General features: G+C 62.0%; 26 protein-coding genes and 1 pseudogene. 7 read left to right on the forward strand and 20 right to left on the reverse strand.

The window, feature by feature from the left end:
* The 5 genes from B4F27_RS13740 to B4F27_RS13760 all read right to left on the reverse strand — a co-directional run.
* A partial coding sequence (locus tag B4F27_RS13740; protein ID WP_286759906.1) for an acetyl-CoA C-acetyltransferase occupies positions 1 to 984 on the reverse strand: 984 nt, incomplete at its 3' end.
* An 18-nt stretch (positions 985 to 1,002) separates the two neighbouring features.
* Positions 1,003 to 1,641, reverse strand: a complete 639-nt coding sequence (locus B4F27_RS13745) for a glutathione S-transferase family protein (protein WP_286759907.1) — start codon at positions 1,639 to 1,641, stop codon at positions 1,003 to 1,005.
* Positions 1,642 to 1,945: 304 nt separating this feature from the next.
* Positions 1,946 to 2,158 (reverse strand): hypothetical protein, encoded by a 213-nt coding sequence (locus B4F27_RS13750; RefSeq protein WP_005849464.1) that lies wholly within the window; start codon positions 2,156 to 2,158, stop codon positions 1,946 to 1,948.
* 54 nt (positions 2,159 to 2,212) lie between these two features.
* Positions 2,213 to 3,994, reverse strand: coding sequence for an acyl-CoA dehydrogenase C-terminal domain-containing protein (locus tag B4F27_RS13755; protein ID WP_074634798.1), 1,782 nt, complete (start codon positions 3,992 to 3,994; stop codon positions 2,213 to 2,215).
* 88 nt (positions 3,995 to 4,082) lie between these two features.
* Positions 4,083 to 4,484, reverse strand: a complete 402-nt coding sequence (locus B4F27_RS13760) for a MerR family transcriptional regulator (RefSeq protein ID WP_037944722.1) — start codon at positions 4,482 to 4,484, stop codon at positions 4,083 to 4,085.
* Between the two features lie 229 nt (positions 4,485 to 4,713).
* Between B4F27_RS13760 and B4F27_RS13765 the strand changes: the two genes are divergently transcribed.
* Positions 4,714 to 5,460: a helix-turn-helix transcriptional regulator gene (locus tag B4F27_RS13765; RefSeq protein ID WP_037966187.1), complete on the forward strand. Its 747-nt coding sequence runs from the start codon at positions 4,714 to 4,716 to the stop codon at positions 5,458 to 5,460.
* A gap of 99 nt (positions 5,461 to 5,559) precedes the next feature.
* Positions 5,560 to 5,805, forward strand: a complete 246-nt coding sequence (locus B4F27_RS13770) for a hypothetical protein (protein WP_005849460.1) — start codon at positions 5,560 to 5,562, stop codon at positions 5,803 to 5,805.
* A gap of 121 nt (positions 5,806 to 5,926) precedes the next feature.
* Here B4F27_RS13770 and B4F27_RS13775 read toward each other — a convergent pair whose 3' ends face one another.
* Positions 5,927 to 6,304: a MerR family transcriptional regulator gene (locus B4F27_RS13775; protein WP_005849459.1), complete on the reverse strand. Its 378-nt coding sequence runs from the start codon at positions 6,302 to 6,304 to the stop codon at positions 5,927 to 5,929.
* A 114-nt stretch (positions 6,305 to 6,418) separates the two neighbouring features.
* Here B4F27_RS13775 and B4F27_RS13780 point away from each other — a divergent pair, with 114 nt between their 5' ends.
* Genes B4F27_RS13780 through B4F27_RS13790 form a run of 3 tightly spaced genes read left to right on the forward strand, consistent with a single transcriptional unit; the run spans position 6,419 to position 8,707 of the window.
* Positions 6,419 to 6,841, forward strand: coding sequence for a PaaI family thioesterase (locus B4F27_RS13780; RefSeq protein WP_005849458.1), 423 nt, complete (start codon positions 6,419 to 6,421; stop codon positions 6,839 to 6,841).
* The gene (locus tag B4F27_RS13785; RefSeq protein ID WP_064217103.1) at positions 6,838 to 7,350 is read left to right on the forward strand and encodes a PaaI family thioesterase; all 513 of its coding nucleotides are present in this window, start codon (positions 6,838 to 6,840) and stop codon (positions 7,348 to 7,350) included. Before B4F27_RS13780 ends, B4F27_RS13785 begins: the two co-directional genes overlap by 4 nt.
* Positions 7,343 to 8,707 (forward strand): MATE family efflux transporter, encoded by a 1,365-nt coding sequence (locus B4F27_RS13790; protein WP_286759908.1) that lies wholly within the window; start codon positions 7,343 to 7,345, stop codon positions 8,705 to 8,707. The genes B4F27_RS13785 and B4F27_RS13790 overlap by 8 nt, the downstream gene beginning before the upstream one ends.
* A gap of 67 nt (positions 8,708 to 8,774) precedes the next feature.
* Here B4F27_RS13790 and B4F27_RS13795 read toward each other — a convergent pair whose 3' ends face one another.
* The 3 genes from B4F27_RS13795 to B4F27_RS13805 are packed head-to-tail and all read right to left on the reverse strand — an operon-like array spanning position 8,775 to position 10,593.
* Positions 8,775 to 9,818: a quinone-dependent dihydroorotate dehydrogenase gene (locus tag B4F27_RS13795; RefSeq protein WP_074634674.1), complete on the reverse strand. Its 1,044-nt coding sequence runs from the start codon at positions 9,816 to 9,818 to the stop codon at positions 8,775 to 8,777.
* Positions 9,815 to 10,246, reverse strand: coding sequence for a DUF1330 domain-containing protein (locus tag B4F27_RS13800; protein WP_286760129.1), 432 nt, complete (start codon positions 10,244 to 10,246; stop codon positions 9,815 to 9,817). The genes B4F27_RS13795 and B4F27_RS13800 overlap by 4 nt, the downstream gene beginning before the upstream one ends.
* A complete protein-coding gene (locus B4F27_RS13805; protein WP_037945094.1) occupies positions 10,246 to 10,593 on the reverse strand; it encodes a DUF952 domain-containing protein in 348 nt (115 codons plus the stop codon). Before B4F27_RS13805 ends, B4F27_RS13800 begins: the two co-directional genes overlap by 1 nt.
* Positions 10,594 to 10,762: 169 nt before the next feature.
* Between B4F27_RS13805 and B4F27_RS13810 the strand changes: the two genes are divergently transcribed.
* Positions 10,763 to 12,319: a bifunctional metallophosphatase/5'-nucleotidase gene (locus tag B4F27_RS13810; protein ID WP_037944716.1), complete on the forward strand. Its 1,557-nt coding sequence runs from the start codon at positions 10,763 to 10,765 to the stop codon at positions 12,317 to 12,319.
* Positions 12,320 to 12,417: 98 nt separating this feature from the next.
* Here B4F27_RS13810 and B4F27_RS13815 read toward each other — a convergent pair whose 3' ends face one another.
* A complete protein-coding gene (locus tag B4F27_RS13815; protein ID WP_286759909.1) occupies positions 12,418 to 12,774 on the reverse strand; it encodes a cupredoxin domain-containing protein in 357 nt (118 codons plus the stop codon).
* Positions 12,775 to 12,883: 109 nt separating this feature from the next.
* Positions 12,884 to 13,777, reverse strand: a complete 894-nt coding sequence (locus B4F27_RS13820) for a LysR substrate-binding domain-containing protein (protein ID WP_037966280.1) — start codon at positions 13,775 to 13,777, stop codon at positions 12,884 to 12,886.
* 98 nt (positions 13,778 to 13,875) lie between these two features.
* On the opposite strand from B4F27_RS13820, the gene B4F27_RS13825 reads away from it, so the two are divergent.
* Positions 13,876 to 15,099, forward strand: coding sequence for an acyl-CoA dehydrogenase (locus B4F27_RS13825; RefSeq protein ID WP_005849449.1), 1,224 nt, complete (start codon positions 13,876 to 13,878; stop codon positions 15,097 to 15,099).
* A 45-nt stretch (positions 15,100 to 15,144) separates the two neighbouring features.
* On the opposite strand, the gene B4F27_RS13830 is transcribed toward B4F27_RS13825, so the two are convergent.
* From B4F27_RS13830 to B4F27_RS13870, 9 genes and pseudogenes are all read right to left on the reverse strand, one after another.
* On the reverse strand, positions 15,145 to 16,377 hold the full coding sequence (locus B4F27_RS13830; RefSeq protein ID WP_286759910.1) for a mandelate racemase/muconate lactonizing enzyme family protein: 1,233 nt from the start codon (positions 16,375 to 16,377) through the stop codon (positions 15,145 to 15,147).
* A gap of 63 nt (positions 16,378 to 16,440) precedes the next feature.
* The gene (locus B4F27_RS13835; RefSeq protein ID WP_286759911.1) at positions 16,441 to 17,532 is read right to left on the reverse strand and encodes a zinc-binding dehydrogenase; all 1,092 of its coding nucleotides are present in this window, start codon (positions 17,530 to 17,532) and stop codon (positions 16,441 to 16,443) included.
* A gap of 145 nt (positions 17,533 to 17,677) precedes the next feature.
* A pseudogene (locus B4F27_RS13840) lies at positions 17,678 to 17,944 on the reverse strand (MFS transporter); the annotation flags it as partial.
* Positions 17,945 to 17,969: 25 nt separating this feature from the next.
* Positions 17,970 to 19,295, reverse strand: coding sequence for a lyase family protein (locus B4F27_RS13845; RefSeq protein ID WP_286759912.1), 1,326 nt, complete (start codon positions 19,293 to 19,295; stop codon positions 17,970 to 17,972).
* A gap of 3 nt (positions 19,296 to 19,298) precedes the next feature.
* Complete coding sequence (locus B4F27_RS13850; protein ID WP_286759913.1) at positions 19,299 to 20,009, reverse strand: alpha/beta fold hydrolase; 711 nt, start codon at positions 20,007 to 20,009, stop codon at positions 19,299 to 19,301.
* Positions 20,002 to 20,790 carry a 3-oxoadipate enol-lactonase gene (gene pcaD / locus B4F27_RS13855; protein ID WP_005849443.1) on the reverse strand — a complete coding sequence of 263 codons (789 nt, stop codon included), beginning with the start codon at positions 20,788 to 20,790 and terminating at the stop codon, positions 20,002 to 20,004. The genes B4F27_RS13850 and pcaD overlap by 8 nt, the downstream gene beginning before the upstream one ends.
* 21 nt (positions 20,791 to 20,811) lie before the next feature.
* Positions 20,812 to 21,783, reverse strand: a complete 972-nt coding sequence (locus B4F27_RS13860) for a threonine ammonia-lyase (protein ID WP_286759914.1) — start codon at positions 21,781 to 21,783, stop codon at positions 20,812 to 20,814.
* Entirely contained in the window at positions 21,780 to 22,604 is an 825-nt protein-coding gene (locus B4F27_RS13865; RefSeq protein ID WP_286759915.1) for an alpha/beta fold hydrolase, read from the reverse strand. Before B4F27_RS13865 ends, B4F27_RS13860 begins: the two co-directional genes overlap by 4 nt.
* Positions 22,604 to 23,290, reverse strand: a complete 687-nt coding sequence (locus B4F27_RS13870; protein ID WP_286759916.1) for a haloacid dehalogenase type II — start codon at positions 23,288 to 23,290, stop codon at positions 22,604 to 22,606. The genes B4F27_RS13865 and B4F27_RS13870 overlap by 1 nt, the downstream gene beginning before the upstream one ends.
* Positions 23,291 to 23,445 lie beyond the last annotated feature (155 nt).

Genomic DNA, 23,445 nt, shown 5'->3' on the forward strand with positions numbered 1-23,445 from the left:
CTCGTTGACCTCGAACAGGTCGATGTCGTTGATGTTCATGCCATTGTCGGCAAGGATCTTTTCGGTCACCGGAACAGGGCCGGTCAGCATGATGGTCGGGTCGGTCCCGATCTTGGCGGTGGCACGGATGCGCGCGCGTGGCTTGAGACCGTATTTCTCGCCGAATTCCTTGTTCCCGATAAGGACAGCCGCCGCACCGTCCACGATGCCCGAGGAGTTCCCCGCGTGGTGGATGTGGTTGATCTTTTCGAGGTGCGGATATTTCATCAGCGCGACCTTATCAAAGCCGGGCATGACCTCGCCCATCTGCTGGAACGCAGGGTTCAGCGACCCGAGCGACTGCATGTCGGTTTGGGGGCGCATGTATTCGTCATGGCTGAGGATCGACAGACCGTTCTGGTCCTTGATCTCGATCACGGATTTATCAAAGCGCCCTTCGTCCCACGCCTTTTTCGCACGCTGCTGCGACTGCATCGCCAGCTTGTCGGCCTCGTCACGGGTAAAGCCGTATTCGGTCGCGATGATGTCAGCCGAGATGCCCTGCGGCACGAAATACCGCTCCATCGCGAGCGAAGGGTCAACGGCAATCGCAGCACCGTCGCTGCCCATGGCCACGCGGCCCATCATTTCAACGCCACCGGCGATATAGCCCATGCCTGCGCCACCGCGCACCTGGTTGGCGGCAAGGTTCACAGCTTCCATGCCAGAGGCGCAGAAACGGTTGATGGCAAGGCCGGGGATGCGTTCATCCAGATCGGATGCCAGCACGGCAGAGCGCGCCAGACAGCCGCCCTGTTCCATCACCTGGGTCACGTTCCCCCAGATCACGTCCTCGACGGCGTGGCCTTCGAGGTTGTTCCGCTCTTTCATCGCATTGAGCGTCAGCGCGGACAGGCGCAACGAAGTCAGCTCGTGCAGGGCGCCGTCTTTGCGGCCCTTGCCACGCGGGGTGCGCAGGGCGTCGTAGATATATGCTTCGGTCATGTGGTGTCTCCCTTTGGGTCAGGCGCGGTCAGCAGGGCTGCCGGGCATCAGGTCGTAGGGGGCTTTCCAGCCCGGTGTGTCGCTCAGACGCGTGAGCCACGCGTCGATATGGGGCCAGTCCTTGCGGACAAAGCCGAAAGGCTCGGGGTAATACAGATAGCCGCAGCAACTCAGATCGGCGTTGGTGATCCCGTCGCCGACAATCCAGTCGCGGCCGTTCAGATGGTCGTTCAGCACGGCATAGGCCGCAGACAAACGCCCCTGCATAAAGCCGATGACTTCTTTGGGCTGCTTGTCTTCGGGCAGGAAGTTCATCAAAAAACGCGTCATACCGGCGTTCGAGCTAAGCTTGTGGTTGTCCCACAGCACCCACCGCAGGATCTCGCGGCGCTCTTCGGGATTGCTCCCGCCGAATTTGCCGGATTGCTCCGAGACATAATCCTGGATCACGCCGGATTGGGTCAGACGGATGTCACCATCAATCATCACCGGCGCTTCGCCCATGTTATTGATCGTCGTGCGGTAGTCCGGCGTGCGGGTTTCGCCGCCGAAGAAATCAACTTTCACCGGCTCCCAGTCGAGCCCCGACAGCTGCAGCGCAAGCGCCGCCTTATAGGCGTTTCCGCTTTCGCCGAAGCAATGCAGTTTGATGGTCATCTGAACCCTCCCTCAAGTCCTGTGTGTTGATCGTCGTCGTCCCGTGGGGGTTTCACACCCCCACACCCCCGTGGAGTTTATCCGGCAAAATGAAGATGCGCGGGTTTGCGTTAATCAGTTACTAATCATCCTGTCGTATTCAACCCCCGCGCGGCAGGCTGGAGAGCTGAGCCGCGTGCAAAGTGAAGCCCTGCTTTGGTCGCGCTGATCGCAGGATCAGGGCAGGGTGTTTGCGCTTCATTTTGCCCCTTAAACTCTCCCCGAAGGGTCGGGTTCGGCAGGGCGTTCGGGGTGTGGTGGTGTGCTACCTCTTTCGTCCGTCCAGTTCCGCGTTGAACAGCCGCAGTCGCGCGGTCAGGTTCTCTTCGTCGATCACGCTGTTGAAGTTCTCGAAGAGAAACGACAGCGCTTCGCCTTCATCCAATCCGGCCTCTGCCGCGAATTTCTTCAGGCGGCGGTAGCCGTCTTCGGTCATGGCGACAGGGAAGCGGCGGGTCAGGCGGAAACGTTTGGGCATCGGGCGTCCTTTCAGTCAGCATCGGGGTGGGGGATGTCCCCACCCCGGTGCAACCTAGAAGTTTGCCGCGTCCAGCGCCATCACAGTATCCGCGCCGGTTTCGATCCGCTTGAGATGCAGCGAAGTCGCGGGCAGTTGGCGGGCCATGTAGAAACGGCCGGTTGCCAGCTTGGTCTCGTAGAAGGACGCGTCGCCGGTGCCATCTTTCAGCGCTTTCTTCGCGGCCAGACCCATTTTCGCCCACATCAGGCCCAGACAGACATGCCCGAACATATGCATGAAATCATTCGACCCCGAGAGCGCGTTGTTGGGGTTCTTCATGCCGTTCTGCATGAAGTACATGCCCGCCGATTGCAGGTCTTTGCTGGCAGCCTTCAGCGGCTCCATAAAGCTGGCGTCGAACTCGGCGTCCTGGCCTGCGTTTTCCTTGATGAAGGTCTTGACCATATCAAAGAAGGCCATGACGTGTTTGCCACCGTCCTGCGCCAGCTTGCGGCCCACGAGGTCCAGCGCCTGAACGCCATTGGCCCCTTCGTAGATCATGGCGATACGGGCGTCGCGGGTGAACTGGGACATGCCCCATTCCTCGATATAGCCGTGGCCACCATAGACCTGCTGCGCCTTGACCGTCATGTCATAGCCGATGTCGGTCAGGAAACCTTTGATGACGGGGGTCATCAGCGAGACAAGCCCGTCGGCATCCTTGTCATCCGCGCGGTGTGCCGCGTCGATCAGGCTGGCCCCCCAGAGGATGAACGCCCGCGCCCCTTCGACAAAGGATTTCTGCTCCATCAGGCTGCGACGGATATCGGGGTGGACGATCAGCGGATCGGCAGGCTTGTCGGGGTGCTCTGTGCCGGTGACGGCACGGCCTTGCAGGCGGTCCTTGGCGTAGGCCAGCGCGTTCTGATAGGCCACATCGGCCTGCGCCAGACCCTGCATGCCGACGCCCACGCGGGCTTCGTTCATCATGGTGAACATCGCGCGCATGCCTTTGTGTTCGTCACCCAGCAGGTAGCCGACCGCGCCGTCATAGTTCATCACACAGGTAGAGTTGCCGTGGATGCCCATTTTCTCTTCGATGGAGCCGACGGACACCGCGTTGCGTTCGCCAAGCGCGCCGTCTTCCTTGACCATGAACTTGGGCACGATGAACAGCGATACGCCCTTGATGCCTTCGGGGCCGCCTTCGATCTTGGCCAGCACCAGATGGATGATGTTATCGGCCATGTCGTGTTCACCGGACGAGATAAAGATCTTCTGGCCGGTGATCTTATAGCTGCCGTCTTCCTGTGGCGCTGCCTTGGTGCGCATCAGGCCCAGATCGGTGCCGCAGTGGGGCTCTGTCAGGTTCATGGTGCCGGTCCATTCGCAGGACACCATGTTGGGCAGATACGTATCTTTTTGGGCGTCAGAGCCGTGGGCGAGGATCGCCGAGGCCGCACCGTGGGTCAGGCCCTGATACATGGTGAACGCCTGGTTGGACGCCGAGAACATCTCGCCCACGGCGGTGCCGAGGATATAGGGCATGTTCTGGCCGCCGTATTGCTCTGGCATGTCCAGACCGGTCCAGCCGCCTTCCTTGACCTTCGCAAAGGCGTCCTTGAACCCTTTGGGGGTGTAGACGACGCCGTTCTCCAGACGGCAGCCTTCCTGATCACCCACCGCGTTCAGCGGGGCGAGGACTTCGGAGGTCAGCTTGCCTGCTTCTTCCAGAATGGCAGAGGTGAAATCCGCCTCAAGCTCGTCGTAACCGGGGGTGGACGACGCGGTGACGTTCAGCACATCGTGCAGGACGAATTGCATATCCTTGATCGGGGCGGTGTAGCTCGGCATGTGGTGTTCTCCCTTGGCCATCTGGCCGTCGTTTGGTCAGTATATCTAGGTCGGTGTATCAGGTGTTCGGGTGCGCCGGACTGCGGGCCTATTCTGCCGCGTTGCGGGCGCTGTTGATGGAGGCGATCATTTTCTCCCCCCATTTCAACTGGTTTTGCAGGTCGTCGATGGCGTTGTTCAGATCCTCGCGCTGTGCTTCGAGGTCGGCCAGACGTTCGCGCGCGATGTCATAGGTGCGCGCCAATTGGGTCTGTTGCTGGTCGCCCATGTGGTACAGGTCCAGCAACTGGCGGATTTCTTCGAGGCTGAAGCCAAAGCGCTTGCCACGCAGGATCAGTTTCAGCCGCGCACGGTCCCGTTTGGTAAACAGGCGCTTTTGTCCCTGACGTTCGGGGAAAAGCAGTTCTTTCGCTTCGTAGAACCGCAAGGTGCGCGGGGTCACATCGAAGGCGGTGCACATCTCGCGGATGGTCATCGTAGTGTTGGACATATCAGTTACTCGCTATTCTATCACTGCTGTAGAACGGTCAACTTCACCTAAACTGGGAGCGGTATAACCCAGAAACAAGCTTACGTAACTTGGACGCTACGTCAAACATTTGCTTTACGTTGAGTAAATCTGCGTAACCCCACGGGGATTTTCCCGAGGCGGTCATTGATAGGTATCTCGCGCCGACTAAGTGGTGTGGGGGAGCAAGTTTTATCGGCCGGGGGGGGATATGTCCGAGGATATGGATCCGCGATTATTCACAGAGTGTCTGCGCGAGGTCAGCAGCGTTTCGGCGCTATGGCTGCTGGTGCAACGCTTTGCCAAAGCGCAGGATTTTCGCACGGTCACCTATCACAGTATTGATGTGCAATCGCTTGGGGACTCCAGCTTTGGCGCTGTCGCGATCGGTATCCCGGCAGAGTTTCACCGGATGTATACCGAAGAGCACCTGTATCTGGACGATCCCTTCCCCCCCTTCGCGGCCTCACAGATCACCCCGTTTTTCTGGCGTGACCTGCCGCAGCTGACCACCTTGACCGAAAAGCAGAAAGCCTATCTGAACAGAGCGAGGGAATTCGGCTTTGCCGATGGGCTGGTCTGTCAGGTCTTTGGGCCACAGGCGCGCAATGCTTTGGTCAGTATCGGCTTCCACCACGACAGGCCGCGCCCGACCGATGCAGAGGTTCTGGACCTGCACGTCGCCAGCCAGTTTGCCCATATGCGGTTTTGCGCGCTTGTGGCAGGCCCTGCTGCACCCAATCGGCGCTTGTCCCCGCGCGAGCTGGAATTGCTGCGTTGGATCGCGCGCGGCAAGAGCAACACCTCGATCGCGCAGATCATGGGGGTGTCGCGACACACGGTCGATACGATCATGCGGCGTCTGTTTGGCAAACTGGATGTGACCGACCGGACCCGCGCTGCGGTGCGGGGGCTGGCCTTTGGCCTGATCGATCCGTCGCTGGATAACCTGTCGTAATGCAAGGGAGCGTGACCGGATGTCGCGCACTTACGGGACGTGCGCATCACCCGTCGGACGCATAGTCGTGGCGAATTCTCAACTGTAAGTGGACAGGCCGTGGCGCAGAACAAACCCCCGAAACCCTCAACAACACCGAATACCTATGATCTTGCGCAGGGGCCGGTGATTTCCGCGTCTTCTGCATCGCGGGGGCTCAAGGATGCGGCCAAGCTCGTTGAAGACGTGGCGTATGAATTTGCTGCCTGCCTCGACGCTGATTCACTGTCGGAGCTGATTGTGACAGCAGCAGACCTGACCCGTCTTTCCGATGTGATGGGTCGGATGGCCGCGCGGCAGGCGTAAGCCGGCCCGCATCGCATCGATTTCTCATACCATCGCTCGATGCTGCCAACGACGGCACCCTCCAGCCAGCGGCTGTCAGATATGGTAGCGCCCCGTAAACCCAAGGCGCTACACACAAATATCAGTCGCGCTTGGCCAATGCGGCCTCTGTATCGTCGCGAGATTTCTGCAGCTCTTCGATGGCTTCGTCCAACTGCTTGCGCTGTTCTGCCAGCTCTCCCAACTGGCGGTCCGCGCTCACGACCCACGCCCGCATTTGCGCTTCGGTGCCTTCGTTTTCATAGATCAGCAGCCACTGGCGGATGCCTTCCAGCGAATACCCGAACTTGCGTCCCCGCATGATCAACTTCATGCGGGCGATTTCCCGCGCGCCATAGCTGCGCGACCGGCCTTCGCGCTCGGGGTGGAGCAGTTCTATGTACTCGTAATAGCGCAACGTGCGCGGCGTGACGTCAAACTCCGCACACATTTCTTTAAAGTTCAGGCGTTTGTCTGTCATCTTGGTCTCCTCAAGTTCGGAAACTATGCGGTTCACTTTCCAAGCGCAACACTGGGGTTGCTCTTGCTTGGCCGCTCGGTTGATATGGGGAGAATAACGCCAAGGAAGTAAAAAATGTCAGACAAACTTCGCATCGCCAAGCAGTTCATAGCGGCGCTGCCTTACAGCGGTGCCCTGGGCATGGAACTGCAAGAGCTGGACGGCGGCGTCGCCGTGATCGACATGCCGTATGATGAACGGCTGATCGGCGATCCGCGCACAGGTGTCTTGCATGGCGGGGCCGTGTCGGCGTTGATGGATACTTGCTGCGGGGCCGCGGTGATGAGCCACCCCAGCAATCCCGGTGGGACGGCGACGATTGATTTGCGCATCGAATATCTGCGCGCGGCTGTGCCCGGTCAACGGATCACGGCGCGGGCGGAATGTTATCACGTGACGCGGAATGTCGCCTTTGTGCGCGCCACGGCACAGGACGAAGAAGACGGCAGCCCGGTCGCCACCGCCACCGGCAGTTTCACGGTGGAGGGCAAACGATGAGCACACGGAGCAAACCCGAGGCGGTACAGGTCGTCAAAAAGCGTCGCGATGCGGCGCTACGCGCGCTGGTAGACGGGGTGCCCTACATCAGCTTTCTGGGGATCGAGTTCGACCGCCGTGGCGACGAGCTGACCGGCGTTCTGCCGTTTTCCGACAAGCTGATCGGCAACCCGCTGTTGCAGGCGCTGCACGGTGGGGTCACGGCCTCGTTCCTTGAGGTCACGTCGATCATCACGCTCAGCTGGGAATACCTGTGGGAGGATCTTGAATCCGGTGCGCTGGCCGTCGACAAGATGGATGCGACGCATCTGCCACGACTGCCCAAGACCATCGACTTCACCGTCGATTACCTGCGTTCGGGTCTGCCGCGCGATGCCTATGCGCGCGCGCGGATCAACCGGTCGGGGCGGCGCTATGCCTCGGTGCATGTCGAGGCATGGCAGGACAACCGCAGCAAGCTTTTCGCGCAGGCAACGGGCCATTTCCTGATGCCCCAACGCCGTGACTGACGCGATTCCCAAGGGCGAAGTCAGCGCCGTCGCCCAAGGCAAACTATCCGCGAAAGAGGTGGTGACCCACCGCCGCGTGCTGAACATCGCCATCCCGATTGTTATCTCCAACGCCACCGTGCCCATCTTGGGCGCGGTGGATACCGGCGTCGTCGGGCAGATCGGGCTGGCGGCCCCTATCGGAGCCGTGGGAATCGGCGCGATCATCCTGTCATCGCTCTACTGGGTATTCGGCTTTCTGCGGATGGGCACCGTCGGGCTGACCGCGCAGGCGGCAGGCAACAACGACGCGGCAGAGGTCGCGGCACTGCTGACACGCGGGCTGCTGATCGGCGGGCTGGCGGGCCTTGCGCTGGTGATGCTGCAGATACCGCTGTTCTGGGCGGCGTTTCAGGTTTCTCCGGCCAGCGTCGAGGTTGAGAACCTCGCCCGGTCCTATATGGGGATCCGCGTCTGGTCCGCCCCGGCGGCGATTGCGATATACGCGATCACCGGCTGGCTGATCGCGCAGGAACGCACCCGTGCCGTGCTGGTGGTGCAACTGTGGATGAACGGGCTGAATATCGCGCTGGACCTGTGGTTCGTGCTGGGGCTCGGCTGGGGTATCCAGGGCGTCGCCATCGCGACCTTTCTGGCTGAATGGTCGGGGGCGGCGCTTGGGCTGTGGTTCTGCCGTGCGGCTTTTGGAGTGCCTGCATGGCGGGACTGGGCGCAGGTGTTCGACGGGCCGCGCTGGATCAACATGATGAAGGTCAACGGCGACATCCTTGTGCGGTCGCTTCTGTTGCAGGCGGTGTTCGTCTCGTTCCTGTTTCTGGGATCGGGGTTGGGGGATGTAAAGCTCGCCGCTAACCAGGTGCTATTGCAATTCCTGATGATCACGGCCTTTGCGCTTGACGGTTTCGCCTTTGCGGCCGAGGCGCTGGTCGGGCGGGCCATGGGCGGCAAGCAGCGTGATGTTCTGCGACGGGGCGCGGTGCTGACCAGCGGCTGGGGTCTGCTGGCCTGTGCCTTGATGACCGTGGGCTTCGCATGGGGCGGGGGCATGATCATCGACCTCATGACCACGGCCCCGCTTGTGCGCGAAGAGGCGCGGGTGTTCTTGCCCTATATGGTCGCGGCCCCGCTGCTGGGGTGGGCGTCATGGATGCTGGACGGAATCTTTATCGGGGCCACGCGGTCGCGGGACATGCGCAACATGATGGCGGTGTCCTTTGTGATCTACTGTGCAAGTGCGGCGCTGCTGGTGCCGTGGCTGGGCAACCACGGGCTGTGGATTTCGCTGCTGGTGTCCTTTGTCGCGCGTGGGGTCACGCTGGCGCTGCGGTACCCCGCGTTGGAGCGTGCGGCGGGATAGGCCCCGCCCGCGCAGGGTCGGGGCGAAGTCGCGCGGATAGCGCCCCGATCTGCGCCGGGGCGTCCTGTCAAAGCCAAGCGCTGCGGTTGCTGCCCACGGCATCGGCCACGGTGTCAAACCCGTCCTGCTTCAGCAGTTTGTCGAGCCCCTTGGCGATATCCGCCGCCAGTGACAGCCCGCCATAGACCAGCGCCGTATAAAGCTGCACCGCCGAAGCGCCTGCGCAGATTTTGGCATAGGCATCCTCGGCCGAGCTGATGCCCCCGACGCCCACCAGCGGAATATCGGTAAGCGTCGACAGGCGCGCCAGCACGCGCGTGGATTTTTCGAACAGGGGCTCGCCCGACAGCCCCCCCATCTGGTCACGCTGCGCGTTCTTCAGGCCGGTGCGGTCCAGCGTTGTATTCGTGGCAATGATCGCGGCAACATCTGCGTCATTGGCGACCTCGGCCACATCGGCGATCTCCGCCTCGGTGAGGTCGGGGGCGATTTTCAGGAACACGGGCGTATCGCCGCGCACCTCCATCACGCCGGCCAGAAGTGCTGCGAGGGCGGCCTTGCCCTGCAGGTCACGCAGCTTTTCGGTATTGGGCGAGGATACATTGACCGTGGCGAAATCCACGTGATCGCGGGCAAGCTCCATCACGCGGGCGAAATCGGCGGCGCGGTCGGTGCTGGTCTTGTTGGCCCCAAGGTTGAGCCCCACGGGCACGCCCGCGCCACGGCGCGCCAGACGCGTGCAGATCGCCTGCATGCCTTCGTTGTTGAAGCCAAAGCGGTTGATCGCCGCGCGGTCCTCGGTCAGGCGGAACAGACGGGGTTTGTCATTGCCGGGTTGGGGCAGGGGCGTGGCGGCCCCGACCTCGATAAAGCCGAAACCCGCGTTGGACAGCGGCGCGACGGCGGTTGCGTTCTTGTCAAACCCCGCGGCAAGGCCGACAGGGTTGGGCAGGCTCATCCCGGCAAGCGAGGTTTTCAGCCGTTTCGATGTGACCGGACCGGGTGTCGGGGCCAAGCCAAGCCGCAGTGCGGTGATCGCCAGACCATGGGCCGTTTCGGGGTCAACCTGATGCAGGGCGCGCAGCCCCAGCTGCTCGGCCATGCGTTTCATGCAAATTCATCCGTCAGGGGCAGCGGTGCGCTGCGGATCAGGCGCGATGTCACAACCGCGGCCTGACGGTGCACCACCGCCTGTTTGTACCGCGGGTCCGAGATCAGCTGCAAAAAGGCATGGGCGTTGGGGTATTGCGCGATGAACATCACATCCCAATCCTCGTCCGAGGGGCCGATCAGCGTCGCCTCGAACTGGCCGCGCCACAGGATCGATCCGCCGACATCCGCCAGCACCGGACCGCTTTCGGCACCGTAGTTCTTATACGCTTCCGCCCCTGTCAGCGCCTTGGCGGCCAGCGCGTGATCGTCGGGGTAGGCGGCCTTGTCGCGCAGTTTGACAAGGTTCACCATGTTCAGCGGCGTGTCGCGGTCCAGCCCCTTGAAGGCGTCGAACTGTGCGCGATCCGGGTCGATATATCCTGTCATCATTCAGCTTCCTTAAAGCCAGCGGGAAATTCATGCGCCCCGTTCAGCAAGGGCAGGGGCTGGGCCCAAACCACATCCTCTAGCATGAGCATGCGGTACAGATGCGGGAACTCGGCACCGCCGCGCGACACCTCCCATTTCAGCGCATCGCCAAGGCGGTCGGTCTCTACGGCCAGAAGAAACAGGTCTGCCTCACCGGCAAAGTGTTTCGCAGCCGTTTCAGCCGCTTGTTCAGAGGTCGAGAAATGCACATAGCCATCGGCGACATCAACCGGCGCGCCCGTGGTAGAGCCGTCGCGGCGCAGGGCCTGCCATTCATCGGAGCGGAAAATTTTGTAAATCAACATAGCCGCTGTGATGCCTTGGTCGGTGCAAACGGTCAAGGGCTGTGCGCTTTGCCGCAGCGCAGGGCGGTGACCTTGGGGAAGGGCGGGTTTGCGCTCAGATGGTCTTTGACAAGGGGGCAAACTGGGGGTCACCATAGGTGCATAATTCAACCCAAAGGGGGGACCCATCATGAAACGATTCCTGACAGCCACGGCAGCGCTTGCGCTGACCTCGGGCATGGCAGCGGCGGATTATAGTCTGACCATCCTGCACACCAATGATTTCCACGCGCGGTTTGAACCGATCAGCAAATACGATGGCCCTTGTTCCGCCGAGGACAATACCGCCGGTGAATGTTTCGGGGGCACCGCACGGCTGGTCAACGCGATCAAGGACGCCAAGGCGCGCACCAACAACTATGTGCTGGTCGACGGCGGGGACCAGTTTCAGGGCTCGCTGTTCTACACCCACTACAAGGGCAAGATGGCAGCCGAGATGATGAACATGCTGGGCTATGACGGCATGACCGTGGGCAACCACGAATTCGACGATGGCCCCGAAGTGCTTGCCGGTTTCATGGAGGCGATCGACTTTCCCATCCTGATGTCGAATGCTGATGTCTCTGCCGAACCGCTGCTGGCGGACAAGCTGGCGAAATCTGCCGTGATCGAGCGTGGCGGTGAAAAGATCGGCCTGATCGGGCTGACCACCGAAGACACTCACGAACTATCGAGCCCCGGAGACAACGTCGTCTTTACCGATTCCGTGGCTGCCGTTCAGGGCGAGGTCGATCTGCTGACCGCGCAGGGTATCAACAAGATCATCGTGCTCAGCCACTCGGGCTATGGGGTTGACCAGATGGTCGCCGAGAATACCACAGGTGTTGATGTGATCGTCGGCGGGCACACCAATACGCTGCTGTCCAATACCGATGAAAAAGCCGAAGGGGCCTATCCGACGATGGTCAAGGATACGGCGATTGTGCAGGCCTATGCCTACGGTAAATATCTGGGCGAGCTGAACGTGACCTTCGATGACGAGGGTAAGATCAAGGAAGCCTCGGGCGATCCGATCCTGATCGACGCAGGCGTCGCAGAGGACGAGACCACCGTCGCCCGTATCGGTGAGCTGGCCCAACCGCTTGAAGAACTGCGCAGCAAAGTCGTCGCCGAAACCACCGAACCGATCGAGGGCGACCGGTCGGTCTGCCGCGTGCAGGAATGTCAGATGGGCAATCTCGTCGCCGATGCGATGCTGGCCCGTGTGGCGGATCAGGGGATCGAGGTCGCGATCCAGAACAGCGGCGGCTTGCGCTCTTCCATCGACGCCGGAGAGGTGACCATGGGCGAAGTGCTGGCGGTGCTGCCGTTCCAGAACACCCTGTCGACCTTTCAGGTCACCGGTGCGGCATTGGTAGAGGCGCTGGAAAATGGCGTGAGCCAGATCGAAGAGGTCGCAGGTCGTTTCCCGCAAGTGGCGGGCATGACCTTTACCGTGGACACCAGCGCCGAGCCGGGCAGCCGCATCAGCGATGTCACCGTATCCGGCATGCCGCTTGACCCTGAAAAGACCTATGGCGTCGTGTCCAACAACTATGTGCGCAATGGCGGCGACGGCTATGCGCCGTTTACCTCTGCGCAGAACGCCTATGACTACGGTCCCGATCTGGCGGATGTAACGGCTGAATTCATCGCCGCCAACGGGGCCTACACGCCCTATACCGATGGCCGCATCACGGTGAAGTAAGCCAAGTCGCCATATTAACGCGAAACGGCGCGCCGCTGGAAACAGGGGCGCGCCGTTTTTATTTCAAGCACCTGCGACAAGCGCAGGGATTGACCCGATCACTCGCTCAGCGGTGCGGGGTCAAAGCTGATCTCGCCGGAGTAGCTTTTGGGATTGTCCCCAAGTGACGTGCCGATAAAGGTCACTTGGCTGTTTGCCTCTACCGTTTGGCTAAAGCTGCTGCCGGTTTCCAGCGTGCCGGATGACCACGACCCGTCACCCGCGCTGACGTTGCGCGCGGCGCTGGCGTTGTTGACAAAGCGCAGCTCGTCCCCGGCGTCGACATAGATCACGGCAGGAAAGAAGGCGTCGTCAAAGATCACGACGTCATGGGTTTGCGCGGTCGCTGCGGTGGCAGCCGCAAGTGTGACCGCTGTCGCGCCAGCAGAAATGAGTTTGGTAAGTGAAATTGGCATATCCATGCTCCCTTTCAAAAGGGGCCCCCCCCTTAAAACTGATGAAGGGTGTGCTAATGCAGGATTGCGGCGGAAATAGGGCGGATATGCCTCAGAACCTTGGCCTATGCTAAAGAACCTGACCCGTCTGCCCGTCGAGCCACGTCTTGAACGACTGCAAGGCCGCGGTTTCGGCACGGTCCTCGGGCCAGACGAGGTAGTAATTCCCGATGCTCTGTGTCGTCTGCGTTGATGCCAGCACAAGCTGCCCGTCTCGCAGGTAGGGCTCGGCCGAAAAGGTAGGAAGCAGCGCCACGCCTAATCCGTGCACCGCCGCCTGCGCCATGGTTGAGAACTGGTCGAACATCATGCCGGCAGGGGGTTCTTGCGTGACACCAAGCGCGCTCAGCCACCGCGACCAGCCGCGCGGGCGGGTCTCCAGATGCAGCAGCGCATAGCGCAGGATCTGGCTGGGATCCTCCAGCGGTTCGGTCAGCAGTTCGGGCGCGCAGACGGGGACCACCGTCTCGGGCATCAGCGGCAAATAGCGCACACCGGGCCAGTCTTCCTTGCCAAAATGTATTGCAGCGTCAAAGGGGCTGTTCTGGAAGGAAAACGGATGCAACCGCGTGCTGAGGTTCACCGTCACCTCCGGGTGGGACTGGGCAAAGTCGCGCAACCGCGGGGCCAGCCAATGCATGCCGAACCCCGGCAGAATGGCAAGGTTCAGCGCCCCCGCAATCGGGTTCGTGCGCGCGGTGATGGAGGCCTGAGCCAGCCTGTTCAAAACGTCACGCACCTGAATAACATAGCTTTTTCCCGCCTCCGTCAGCACGAGTTGACGCCCTTGACGGTCCAGCAGCGCCACATTCAACTGCGCCTCTAGCGTCTTGAGCTGCCGGCTGATCGCGCTTTGCGTCAGGGACAGTTCCTGCGCCGCCAATGTGGCACTGCCCAAGCGTGCCACTGCCTCGAATGCGAGCAGGGCGTTGACCGACGGAAGGAAGCGACGCGGGGCGATCATATGACTTTGACTCATAGGTTCAGGAGTAACCAGCGATAGTCATTGCCGCCGGGCTTTGCAATACTGCGCCCAAATCCGAACCCCGAGGAGGACATACCATGAGCACCGAATTGCCCGTATTGAAAGCCAAAGACGCCCCCGACATGGGCAGCTTTGATTGGGCGGATGCGTTCCGCCTGAACGAACAGCTGACCGAAGACGAACGCATGATCCAGGAAAGCGCGCGCGCCTATGCGCAGGAAAAGCTACAGCCCCGCGTGATCGACGCTTTCGCCAATGAAACCACCGACCCCGCGATCTTCCGCGAGATGGGCGACATGGGCCTTCTCGGTGTCACCGTGCCCGAACAATACGGCGGCTTGGGCGGCAACTATGTGTCTTACGGTCTGGTTGCGCGCGAAGTTGAACGTGTGGACAGCGGCTATCGGTCGATGATGTCCGTGCAATCTAGCCTCGTCATGTACCCGATCTACGCCTATGGCTCGGAAGAGCAACGCATGAAGTATCTGCCGAAACTGTCCAGCGGCGAATTCATCGGCTGCTTTGGCCTGACAGAACCCGATGCAGGCTCTGACCCTGCGGGCATGAAAACCCGTGCGGTGAAAACCGCCAACGGCTACAAGCTGACCGGCTCCAAGATGTGGATTTCGAACGCGCCGATCGCGGATGTCTTCGTGGTCTGGGCCAAGTCCGAAGAGCACGGCGGCAAGATCCGCGGCTTCATCCTTGAAAAAGGCATGAAGGGTCTGTCCGCGCCAAAAATCGGCAACAAACTCTCGCTGCGTGCCTCGATCACAGGCGAGATCGTGATGGACAACGTCGAAGTCGGCGAAGATGCCCTGTTGCCCCATGTCGAAGGTCTGAAAGGCCCGTTCGGCTGTCTTAACCGCGCCCGCTATGGCATCAGCTGGGGTGCACTGGGGGCCGCTGAATTCTGCTGGCACGCCTCGCGTCAATACGGTCTGGACCGCAAGCAGTTCAACAAACCGTTGGCGCAGACACAGCTGTTCCAAAAGAAACTTGCCGACATGCAGACCGAAATCGCGCTTGGCCTGCAAGCCTCGTTGCAAGTGGGCCGTCTGATGGACAACGCCAACGCCGCGCCGGAAATGATCTCTATCGTCAAGCGCAACAACTGCGGCAAGGCGCTGGACATCGCCCGCATGTCCCGCGACATGCACGGCGGCAACGGCATCAGCGGCGAATTCCAGGTGATCCGCCATATGATGAACCTCGAGACGGTGAACACCTATGAAGGCACGCACGACGTGCACGCGCTGATCCTGGGCCGCGCCCAGACCGGCCTGCAGGCGTTCTTCTAAATCTCTGGCAGAGGGGGCTTCGGCCCCCTCATACCACCGGACCCGTCAGGATTTGACCGACGGTGCCCCACCTTCAAACGCATTCCCGTTGACGTAATCACAAGGCGCTGACTGCATTTCCAGGTGAAGCCCGTTGCCGGTGTAGGGATGCGCACGGGCCAATGCCTCGTCCACCTCTATGCCCAAACCTGCTGCGGTGGGGGCTGTGATGAACCCGTCCTCCACCTTGATCGTGCTCTTGATCAACTGGTCGTGGAACGGCGTTTCGATACATTCGCACATCAGGACATTCGGGATCGATGTTGCCAGATGGATATTGGCCGCCCATTCCACTGGACCCGCATAAAGATGCGGCGCGATTTGCGCGTTATAGACCTCTGCCATGGCGGCGATCTTCTTGGCCTCCCAGATACCACCGACACGGCCCAAGGCAGGCTGCAGGATCGCCGCCGCCCCGGACCGCAGCACAGGCGCAAACTCGGCCTTGGTGGTCAGCCGTTCTCCGGTCGCGACTGGGATCGGCACGGCACGCGCTACGGCGGCCATCTGCTCCACCGCATCCGGCGGGATCGGCTCTTCGTACCAGAGCGGGCTATAGGGCGCGATGGCGTTCCCCAAACGGATCGCGCCTGCGGTGGTGAATTGCCCGTGGGTGCCGAACAGCAGATCGGCCTTGTCGCCAACGGCCGCGCGGATCGCTTTGCAAAAGGCGACAGATTGCGAGATGTCGGTCATCGCCGGCATATGCCCGCCGCGCATGGTATAGGGCCCCGCCGGATCGAACTTGATCGCGGTATAGCCCCGCGCCACACAGTCCAGCGCCGATTCCGCCGCCATCTCGGGCGAGGTCCAGAAAGCGGTCATATCGTGATGCGGCAGCGGGTAAAGATAGGTATAGCCCCGCACGCGCTCGTTCATCCTGCCGCCGATCAAGGCATAGACCGGACGATCCCGATCCTTGCCCAGAATATCCCAGCAGGCGATCTCCAGCCCCGAAAATGCGCCCATGACGGTCAGGTCGGGTCGCTGGGTAAAGCCTGACGAATAGGCGCGGCGGTACATCAGCTCGATATTTTCGGGATTCTCGCCCTGCATGTGACGTGCAAAAACATCCTCGATCACCGCCCGCATGGCCTGCGGCCCAACCGACGCGGCATAGCATTCGCCCCAGCCTACAATGCCGGTATCCGTGGTCAGCTTGACCAATATCCAATAGCGCCCGCCCCAACCGGGGGCAGGGGGCGCTGTGACGATAACCTCAAGATCTTGCAATTTCATCGCGTGATCCTCTTTTCCAAATGGTTCAAAATCCCGGGGGTACGGGGGCTGGCCCCCGTGGCGCTAGCGGTCAAACAGGATGACATTGCGCCGCGCGGCACCGGTCTTGGTATCCTCGATCGCGTCGTTGATCTGCTCCAGCGACCACCGCCCCGAGATCAGCTCGTCCAGTTTCAGCCGTCCTTGGGCATATAGATCGACCATCCACGGAATATCGCGCTGGATCACCACGTCGCCCATTTTGGAGCCGACCGTGCCCTGACCCATTGCGGCGAATGTGCCGGGGTCATAGGTCGCGCCGTCGCCGATATGAGGCATGCCGACCATGACCACACGCCCCCCCGCGGCAAGGTATTTCGGCGCGTCATTATAGGCAGGGATCGCCCCAACGGTCACGATCACCGCATCCACGCCCTTGCGGCCAATCGCCTGTTCCAACTGCCCCCAGGGTTTGTCTTCGGTGGCAAGGATACCATCCGTGGCCCCGAACTCCTTGGCGATCTCCAGCTTCTCGGCGCTCATATCCACGGCGACGATGCGGCGGGCCCCGGCGATGCGCGCGCCCTGAATGGCGTTCAGCCCGACGCCACCGGCACCGATGACCACAACGTCTTGACCGGCCCGCAATTGCGCAGCATTGACCACCGCACCGACGCCGGTGATCACCCCGCAGGCGATCAGGCTGGCGGCATCCTTGGGAATATCGGCGCTGATCCTGACGACCTGCGCCTGATCCACAACGACTTTTTCGGCAAAGGCACCGGATGCCATGGCCTGATGCAGCTTGCCGCCGTCTTTGGTTTTCAGCGGGCCGGTGTCGCCGTCATAGGGGGTTTCGCAGATCACAGGACGACCGCTGGCGCAGTTGGGGCAGCTGCCGCAGGCGCGGATCAGCGTGACCACGACGCTATCCCCGACCGAGACGCCGCTTACCCTGTCGCCCACAGCGGTCACCTGTCCCGCGGCCTCGTGACCATAGACCGCGGGCAGCGATCCGCCCCAGCCCCCACTGGCAAAAGAGATGTCCGAATGACAGATCGCTACGGCATCCAGCGTCACCTCGACCTCGGCCCCCTCGGGGGCGCGGAGTTCTACGTCTTCGATTGTCAGGGGAGCACCAAATTCATGGCAAACGGCGGCTTTGATCAACGGCATAACGGGTCCTTCCGGGCGCGTGAGTTTTGGGGGAGGGTGGCAAGCTCTGCCCCCTCCCGCAAGCGCTATATGCGCCGCGCTGCGTCAGGCTTACGTTATGTCAGTCCACATGCGCGGGATTTATACGCACGCGCCGGAAGAGCACCAAGGCGACCACCCGCGCCATTACGGTCAGCGAGGTCAGCAGCACCGGCCTGCGCCCGAAGCGGTCGGACAGGCTGCCCACCAGCGGGCTGAAGATGAATTGCATCACCGCGAATGTCGTCGCCAACACACCGCCCCACAGCGCGGCGCGTGACAGATCGGCGGATTGGACCTGCGCGATCAGGTCCGGCATCACAGGGATGATCAGACCAATGCCCATGGCATCGATCATGACGGTCAGGATGATAAATATGACCGCCGGACGCATGGGCTATCGCACGCCGGTTGCGCGGTTACAGCGCACGCGCGCGGGCCACGAAGGCGGCTGCATCTGCGGGGGCCTGTCCCATCTGGGTTGACGGGTCAAAGAGGGTCTTGGCCACGTCGGGGTAATCCGCGTGGACCAGATCGGCCAGTGGCACCTGTTTGGCCAGCGCATCTTGGCACAACTGTTTGGTGATCTTCTGGGCCGCGGGGCGGGGCATCGTCTTAGCCAGGGCAAAGCTCAGCGCTTCGGCGTGGATCAGGCCCAGCCCATCCGTTAGCGCGCTGTGCATTTTCACAGGGTGCGGCGTCAGTCCCGCGACAAGGCTTTTGGTGTGGTTCAGCGCGGCGGCAAGGCTCAGTGCCAGCTGAGGCACAGCCATCCACTCCGCGAACCAAGCGCCGCCATCACGCTGATGCTGATGCGCCGCGGCGGCCTGTAGCGTGGCGCGCTGGCCGGTGAACTGGTGCCCGAGGGCGACAATCGCCGAGGGCCCCACGGGGTTCTGTTTTTGCGGCATGGTCGACGACGCGCCTGCCGCCCCAAGGGCAAGCTCGGCGGTTTCGGTCATGGTCAGCGCCAGCGTGCTTTGCGCGATATGCGCCAGCGCTGCCATCACGCGGCCCTGCCAATCGGCGATGCGCAGCACGGGGCCGCGGTCCACATGCCAGCTGCGCCCGGGGTCTTGCAGCCCAAGCGCTTGGGCCAGCTGCGCGCGGGTCTCGGCAGCCTTGGGACCAAGGGCAGAGCCCGTCCCCGCCGCTCCCGACAGGGACACGAACAGCGCCCCTTCGCGCAGCGCCTCAAGCTGGTCGAGCGCATCGCACAGTGGCATGCCCCATTCCGCCAGCACCGCGCCCCAGCTGGTGGGGGTGGCGTGCTGGCCATAGGTGCGGGCAGGCATCGGCAGGGATTGGTGCTGTTCGGCACCTGCCGCAAGGGCCGCGATGATCTCGCGCAGATCGGTTTCCGCCAGCTTGAGCGCCTGACGCAGGCGCAGCATCAGCGCGGTATCGATGATGTCCTGACTGGTCGCGCCCCAATGGACGTGCTGGGCAAATTCCGGTGCCTGCATCTCGGCGCGGAATTGGGCTAGAAGCCCCGGCACGGACACGCCGTTTTCTCCGGTAGAGGCGGCGATCGCCCCGGGGTCGACCTGAATCTCGAGAGAGGCGCGGTGGATCGCGGCGGCGCTCATCTCGGGGATGATACCAAGGCTGCCCTGCACCTTGGCCAGCGCCCCTTCGACCAGCAGCATCGCGCGGATCGCAGCGCTGTCCGAGAACAGGCGGCCTGCGTCACCGGTGTTGAAAAGCTGTGCGAACAGGGGGCTGTCAAAGACGCTGGCGGCCATGGGTTACCTCGGGATAATGTCGTCAATGATCCGCGCCAGACCGGCGGGATCGGTAAAGAAGGGTGAATGCCCGCAGGCCATCTCATGAACATCCGCGCTTGGCCAGTCTTTCGTCATCGTGACCTGATAGGCGGGCGGGATGGTGCGGTCGTCCATACAGCGGATATAGCTGCGCGGCATGGCGTCCGCACGGGCAGTATCTGGCAGAGGCTTAATCGTCGGGGCCACGGCCTGCGCACAGAGGCGTGGTGCGGCAAAACCTGCGACATCCGGCGGGCAGTCGTGATAGAACAGCGCCTCTGTCATTGCGGGATCAAGGGTAAAGCTTTTGCCGTCGGGGGCGAGGCGCACAGCGGGCATCAGCGGTTGTGACGGGGCCTGTTTGCGCATCTCGGCCAGCGACAGACCCGCCGCAGGGACGTAGGCACATAGATAGATCAGCCGCGTCATGGCGCTTGGATTTTTCTGTGCCGCCGCCCCGATGGCAAAACCGCCCATCGAATGACCCACCACCACCGTATCGGGGGTAGAGGCCGCAAGCACCGCATCGGCATAGCTGTCGAGCGTGACCGCGTTGACCGGCGTCGTGTCGTCGCCGTGGCTGGGCAGATCAATCGCACGGGGGCTGTGGCCCAATTCTTGCAACGCAGGGATCAGATGGCGCCAGCACCACGCGCCGTGGCACGAGCCATGGACCAAAAGGATGTCAGACATGGCCAACGCTCTGCAAAAACTCGGTCAGCAGCGCTGCATATTCCTGCGGGTGTTCGACGCAAGGCAGGTGGCCGGCCTTGCGGATGATCTTGAACTTGGATCCCGGGATCAGCTCGATGGTCTCGCGCACCAGATCAGGGGGGGTGGACCCGTCTTCGGAGCCCGCGATCCCCAGCACTGGCAGGCGCAGCGCCGCCGTGGGGGTGTAGAAATCCGTCCCCGAAATCGCGGCAGAGCAACCGGCATAGCCTTCGGCCGGTTGGCGTACGACCATATTGCGCCAAAGCTCAAGCTCGGGCGTGGCGCGGAAGGGGGCGGCGAACCAGCGTTCCATGATGGTGTCCGCCATCGGTTCGATCCCGCTTTCTTGCACTGCGCGCACACGGTCTGCCCACATGTCCTTGGTGCCGATCTTGGCGGCGGTATTGGACAGCACCATGGCGCGGATCAGGTCCAGCCGCTTGGTGGCGAGCCCTTGGGCGATCATTCCGCCAATGGACAGCCCGACAAAGACGCAGCCCTTTACGCCCAGATGATCCAGCAGTTTTTCCGTATCACCAATCAGCGCCCCCATCGCATAGGGCGCGGGCGGGCAGGACGACAGCCCATGCCCGCGTTTGTCAAAACGGATGATCCGCAGACCCTTGGGCAGCAGCGGCAGGATCGGGTCCCACAGACGCAGATCAGTCCCCAGTGAATTGGCAAAGACCACAGGTGCGCCATCCTCCGGGCCATCCACGCGGTAATGCAGGCGCACATCGCCAGTATCGAAAATCTTCATGTCAGAACCTCCTGTGGGGCGTCAGTCAAGCGTGGCAAGCGCCTGCGAGAAAATATCACTGTCTACATTCCCGCCCGAGATAGTGACGATCACATCATCGCCGTCGATCTCGTCTTGCCGGAACAGCGCGGCGGCAAGGGCCACAGCCCCGCCGGGTTCGGCAACAAGTTTCAGCCGGTTGAACGCATGGCCAATCGCCTGCAGCGCCTCTGCGTCGCTGACCACAAGGCCGGGGCCGCAAAGCCGGTTGAGGATTGGAAAGGTCAGATCGCCCGGTTGCGGCGTGACGATGGCGTCGCAGATCGACCCGCCAAGGGCGGCGTTGCGCGTGATCTCTCCTGCGGCGAGCGACCGCGCGGCATCGTCAAAGCCTTCGGGCTCGGCGGTGCGCGCACGCAGCCCCGGTGCTTCGGCTTCAAGCGCCAGCGCGATGCCAGAGGTCAGCCCCCCGCCACCACAGCAGGCAATTACATCGGCACGGGCGATCCCCGCTTCGGCGGCCTGCTGCGCGATTTCGAGCCCCGTTGTCCCCTGACCGGCGATCACCAGCGGGTCGTCAAAAGGCTTGATCAACGTGAGCCCACGTTCCTCCGCCATAGCCGCGCCGATGGCGTCGCGGTCCTCGGTCATGCGGTCATAAAGCACGACCTCGGCCCCAAGCGCGCGGGTGTTGGCGATCTTCAGACGGGGGGCGTCGGCGGGCATGATGATGACCGCAGGCACCCCGTGCAGCTTGGCCGCATAGGCAACACCTTGGGCGTGGTTGCCACTGGAAAAGGCGATGACCCCCTTGGCGCGCACGGAGGGCTCCAGTGCTGACACCGCCGACCAGCCGCCGCGAAATTTGAAGCTGCCGGTGTGTTGCAGGCACTCGGGCTTGACCCAAACGCGCCGCCCCGCGATGTCATCCAGAAACGGAGAGTTCAGCAAAGGCGTGCGCCGCACGTGCCCCTCCAGCCGCCGCGCTGCCGCGCGGATCATGTCGATATTCATTGCATCTTCCCGATCCATTCGTTCAAGGCCGCAACCGCCTCTGGTTCGTCCAGAAACGGAATATGCCCACGTCCCGGCACCCGCGCGACCACCATATCGGGGCGGCGGCGTTCCATCTCTTGCAAGGTTTCCTCGCTCAGCAGATTGGACGCCATGCCACGGATGCAGGCAATTGGCAGCCCGTCAAGCGCGTCAAAGAATGGCCACAGGTCGGGGGAGGGGGCAGAGAACGCCTTGGCCACCGCATCGCGCAGGTGCTTGTCATAAGTGATCTGCAAGCCGCTTTCGGTCTGGGTGTAATGCTTTTGCGCCTCTGCCATCCAACGACTGTCGGGCACGCCGTCAAATTCGGGAAACACACGCGGCATGGCGGCGGCGGCCTCGGCATGGGTCTTGGCGGCAGGGTTGCGGCCGATATAGCCCATGATGAAATCCAGCCCCTGCGGGTCAATATGCGGGCCAACGTCGTTAAAGGCGACGCCCAGCAACCTATCCTTGGCTCCCTTGGCCAGCCCCAATGCATTCAGCCCCCCGCGCGAGGTGCCAAGCACGGCGGCCTTGTCGATGCCAAGATGATCCAGCAGCTCCAGCGCATCACGACATTCAATAGGGGGGGAATAGTGTGACCAGTCAGGGTCGAAGTCAGAGCGCCCGCGCCCGCGATAGTCCATCTTGATCAGACGCACGCCCTTCAGATGGGGGGTGACATAGTCGAAATCCGCTGTGGTCCGGGTCAATCCTGCAAGACAGAGAATCGGCAGACCCGCCCCTTCGTCAGTGAAATAGAGCGATAGCCCGTCGGATGTGGTGAAATGAGCCATTATACGCCTGCCAGTTCTGGGATGCCGTTGAGGTCCTGCAGCACATGGGCCGGTTGCCACGGCAGCCGGTCCATCGGCTCTCCCGCGCGGTTGACCCAAGCGGTGGTAAAGCCAAAGCCTGTCGCCGCCGCCGCATCCCATCCGTTGGACGAGACGAACAACACCTCGGAGGTCGCGCAGGCAAAGCGCTGACCGACCAGTTCATAGACTTTCGTATGTGGCTTGAAGACGCCGACGCTTTCCACCGACAGCACCGCATCCAGCGTGTCACCCAGATTGGCGGAGGAAACCGCACCGTCCAGCATGGCTGGTGATCCGTTCGACAAGATCGCGGTATTCAACCCAGCTTCCTTCAGTGTTTTCAGCATCTTGGGCACTTCGGGGAAGGCCTGAAGCTCCCAGTAAAGCGCCAGCAGGCGTTCGCGCAGGGCGGGGTCGTTGTCGTGGCCGGTCTTGGCCAAAGCCCAGTCCAACCCGTTTTGGGTGACCTGCCAGAAATCATCGTGTGCACCGGTGACAGCGCGCAGCCAGGAATAGCCAAGCTGCTTTTGCCGCCAATGTTCGGCGACCTGCGGCCAGCTGTCTTTTATCGCTGCAAAATCCGGCTCTGACGCCGCTTGCCGTGCGGCTGCGGCCACATCGAACAAGGTGCCATATGCGTCGAACACGCATGTTGTAATCGCCATGATTTCCCCCCTGAATATTTCTTCCGCAAGACTGTCACGACCCGTCACGACAGAAAAGGCCGAAAAACTGGCCTCATGGGGGTTTACGACGGGACGCAGGCTTGAAACACTGCGCGCCGAACCCGGAGCACCCGCGCAGATACGCGGCCTCCTGT

The organism is Sulfitobacter sp. UBA1132, assembly GCF_002311545.1.
Taxonomy (GTDB): domain Bacteria; phylum Pseudomonadota; class Alphaproteobacteria; order Rhodobacterales; family Rhodobacteraceae; genus Sulfitobacter; species Sulfitobacter pontiacus.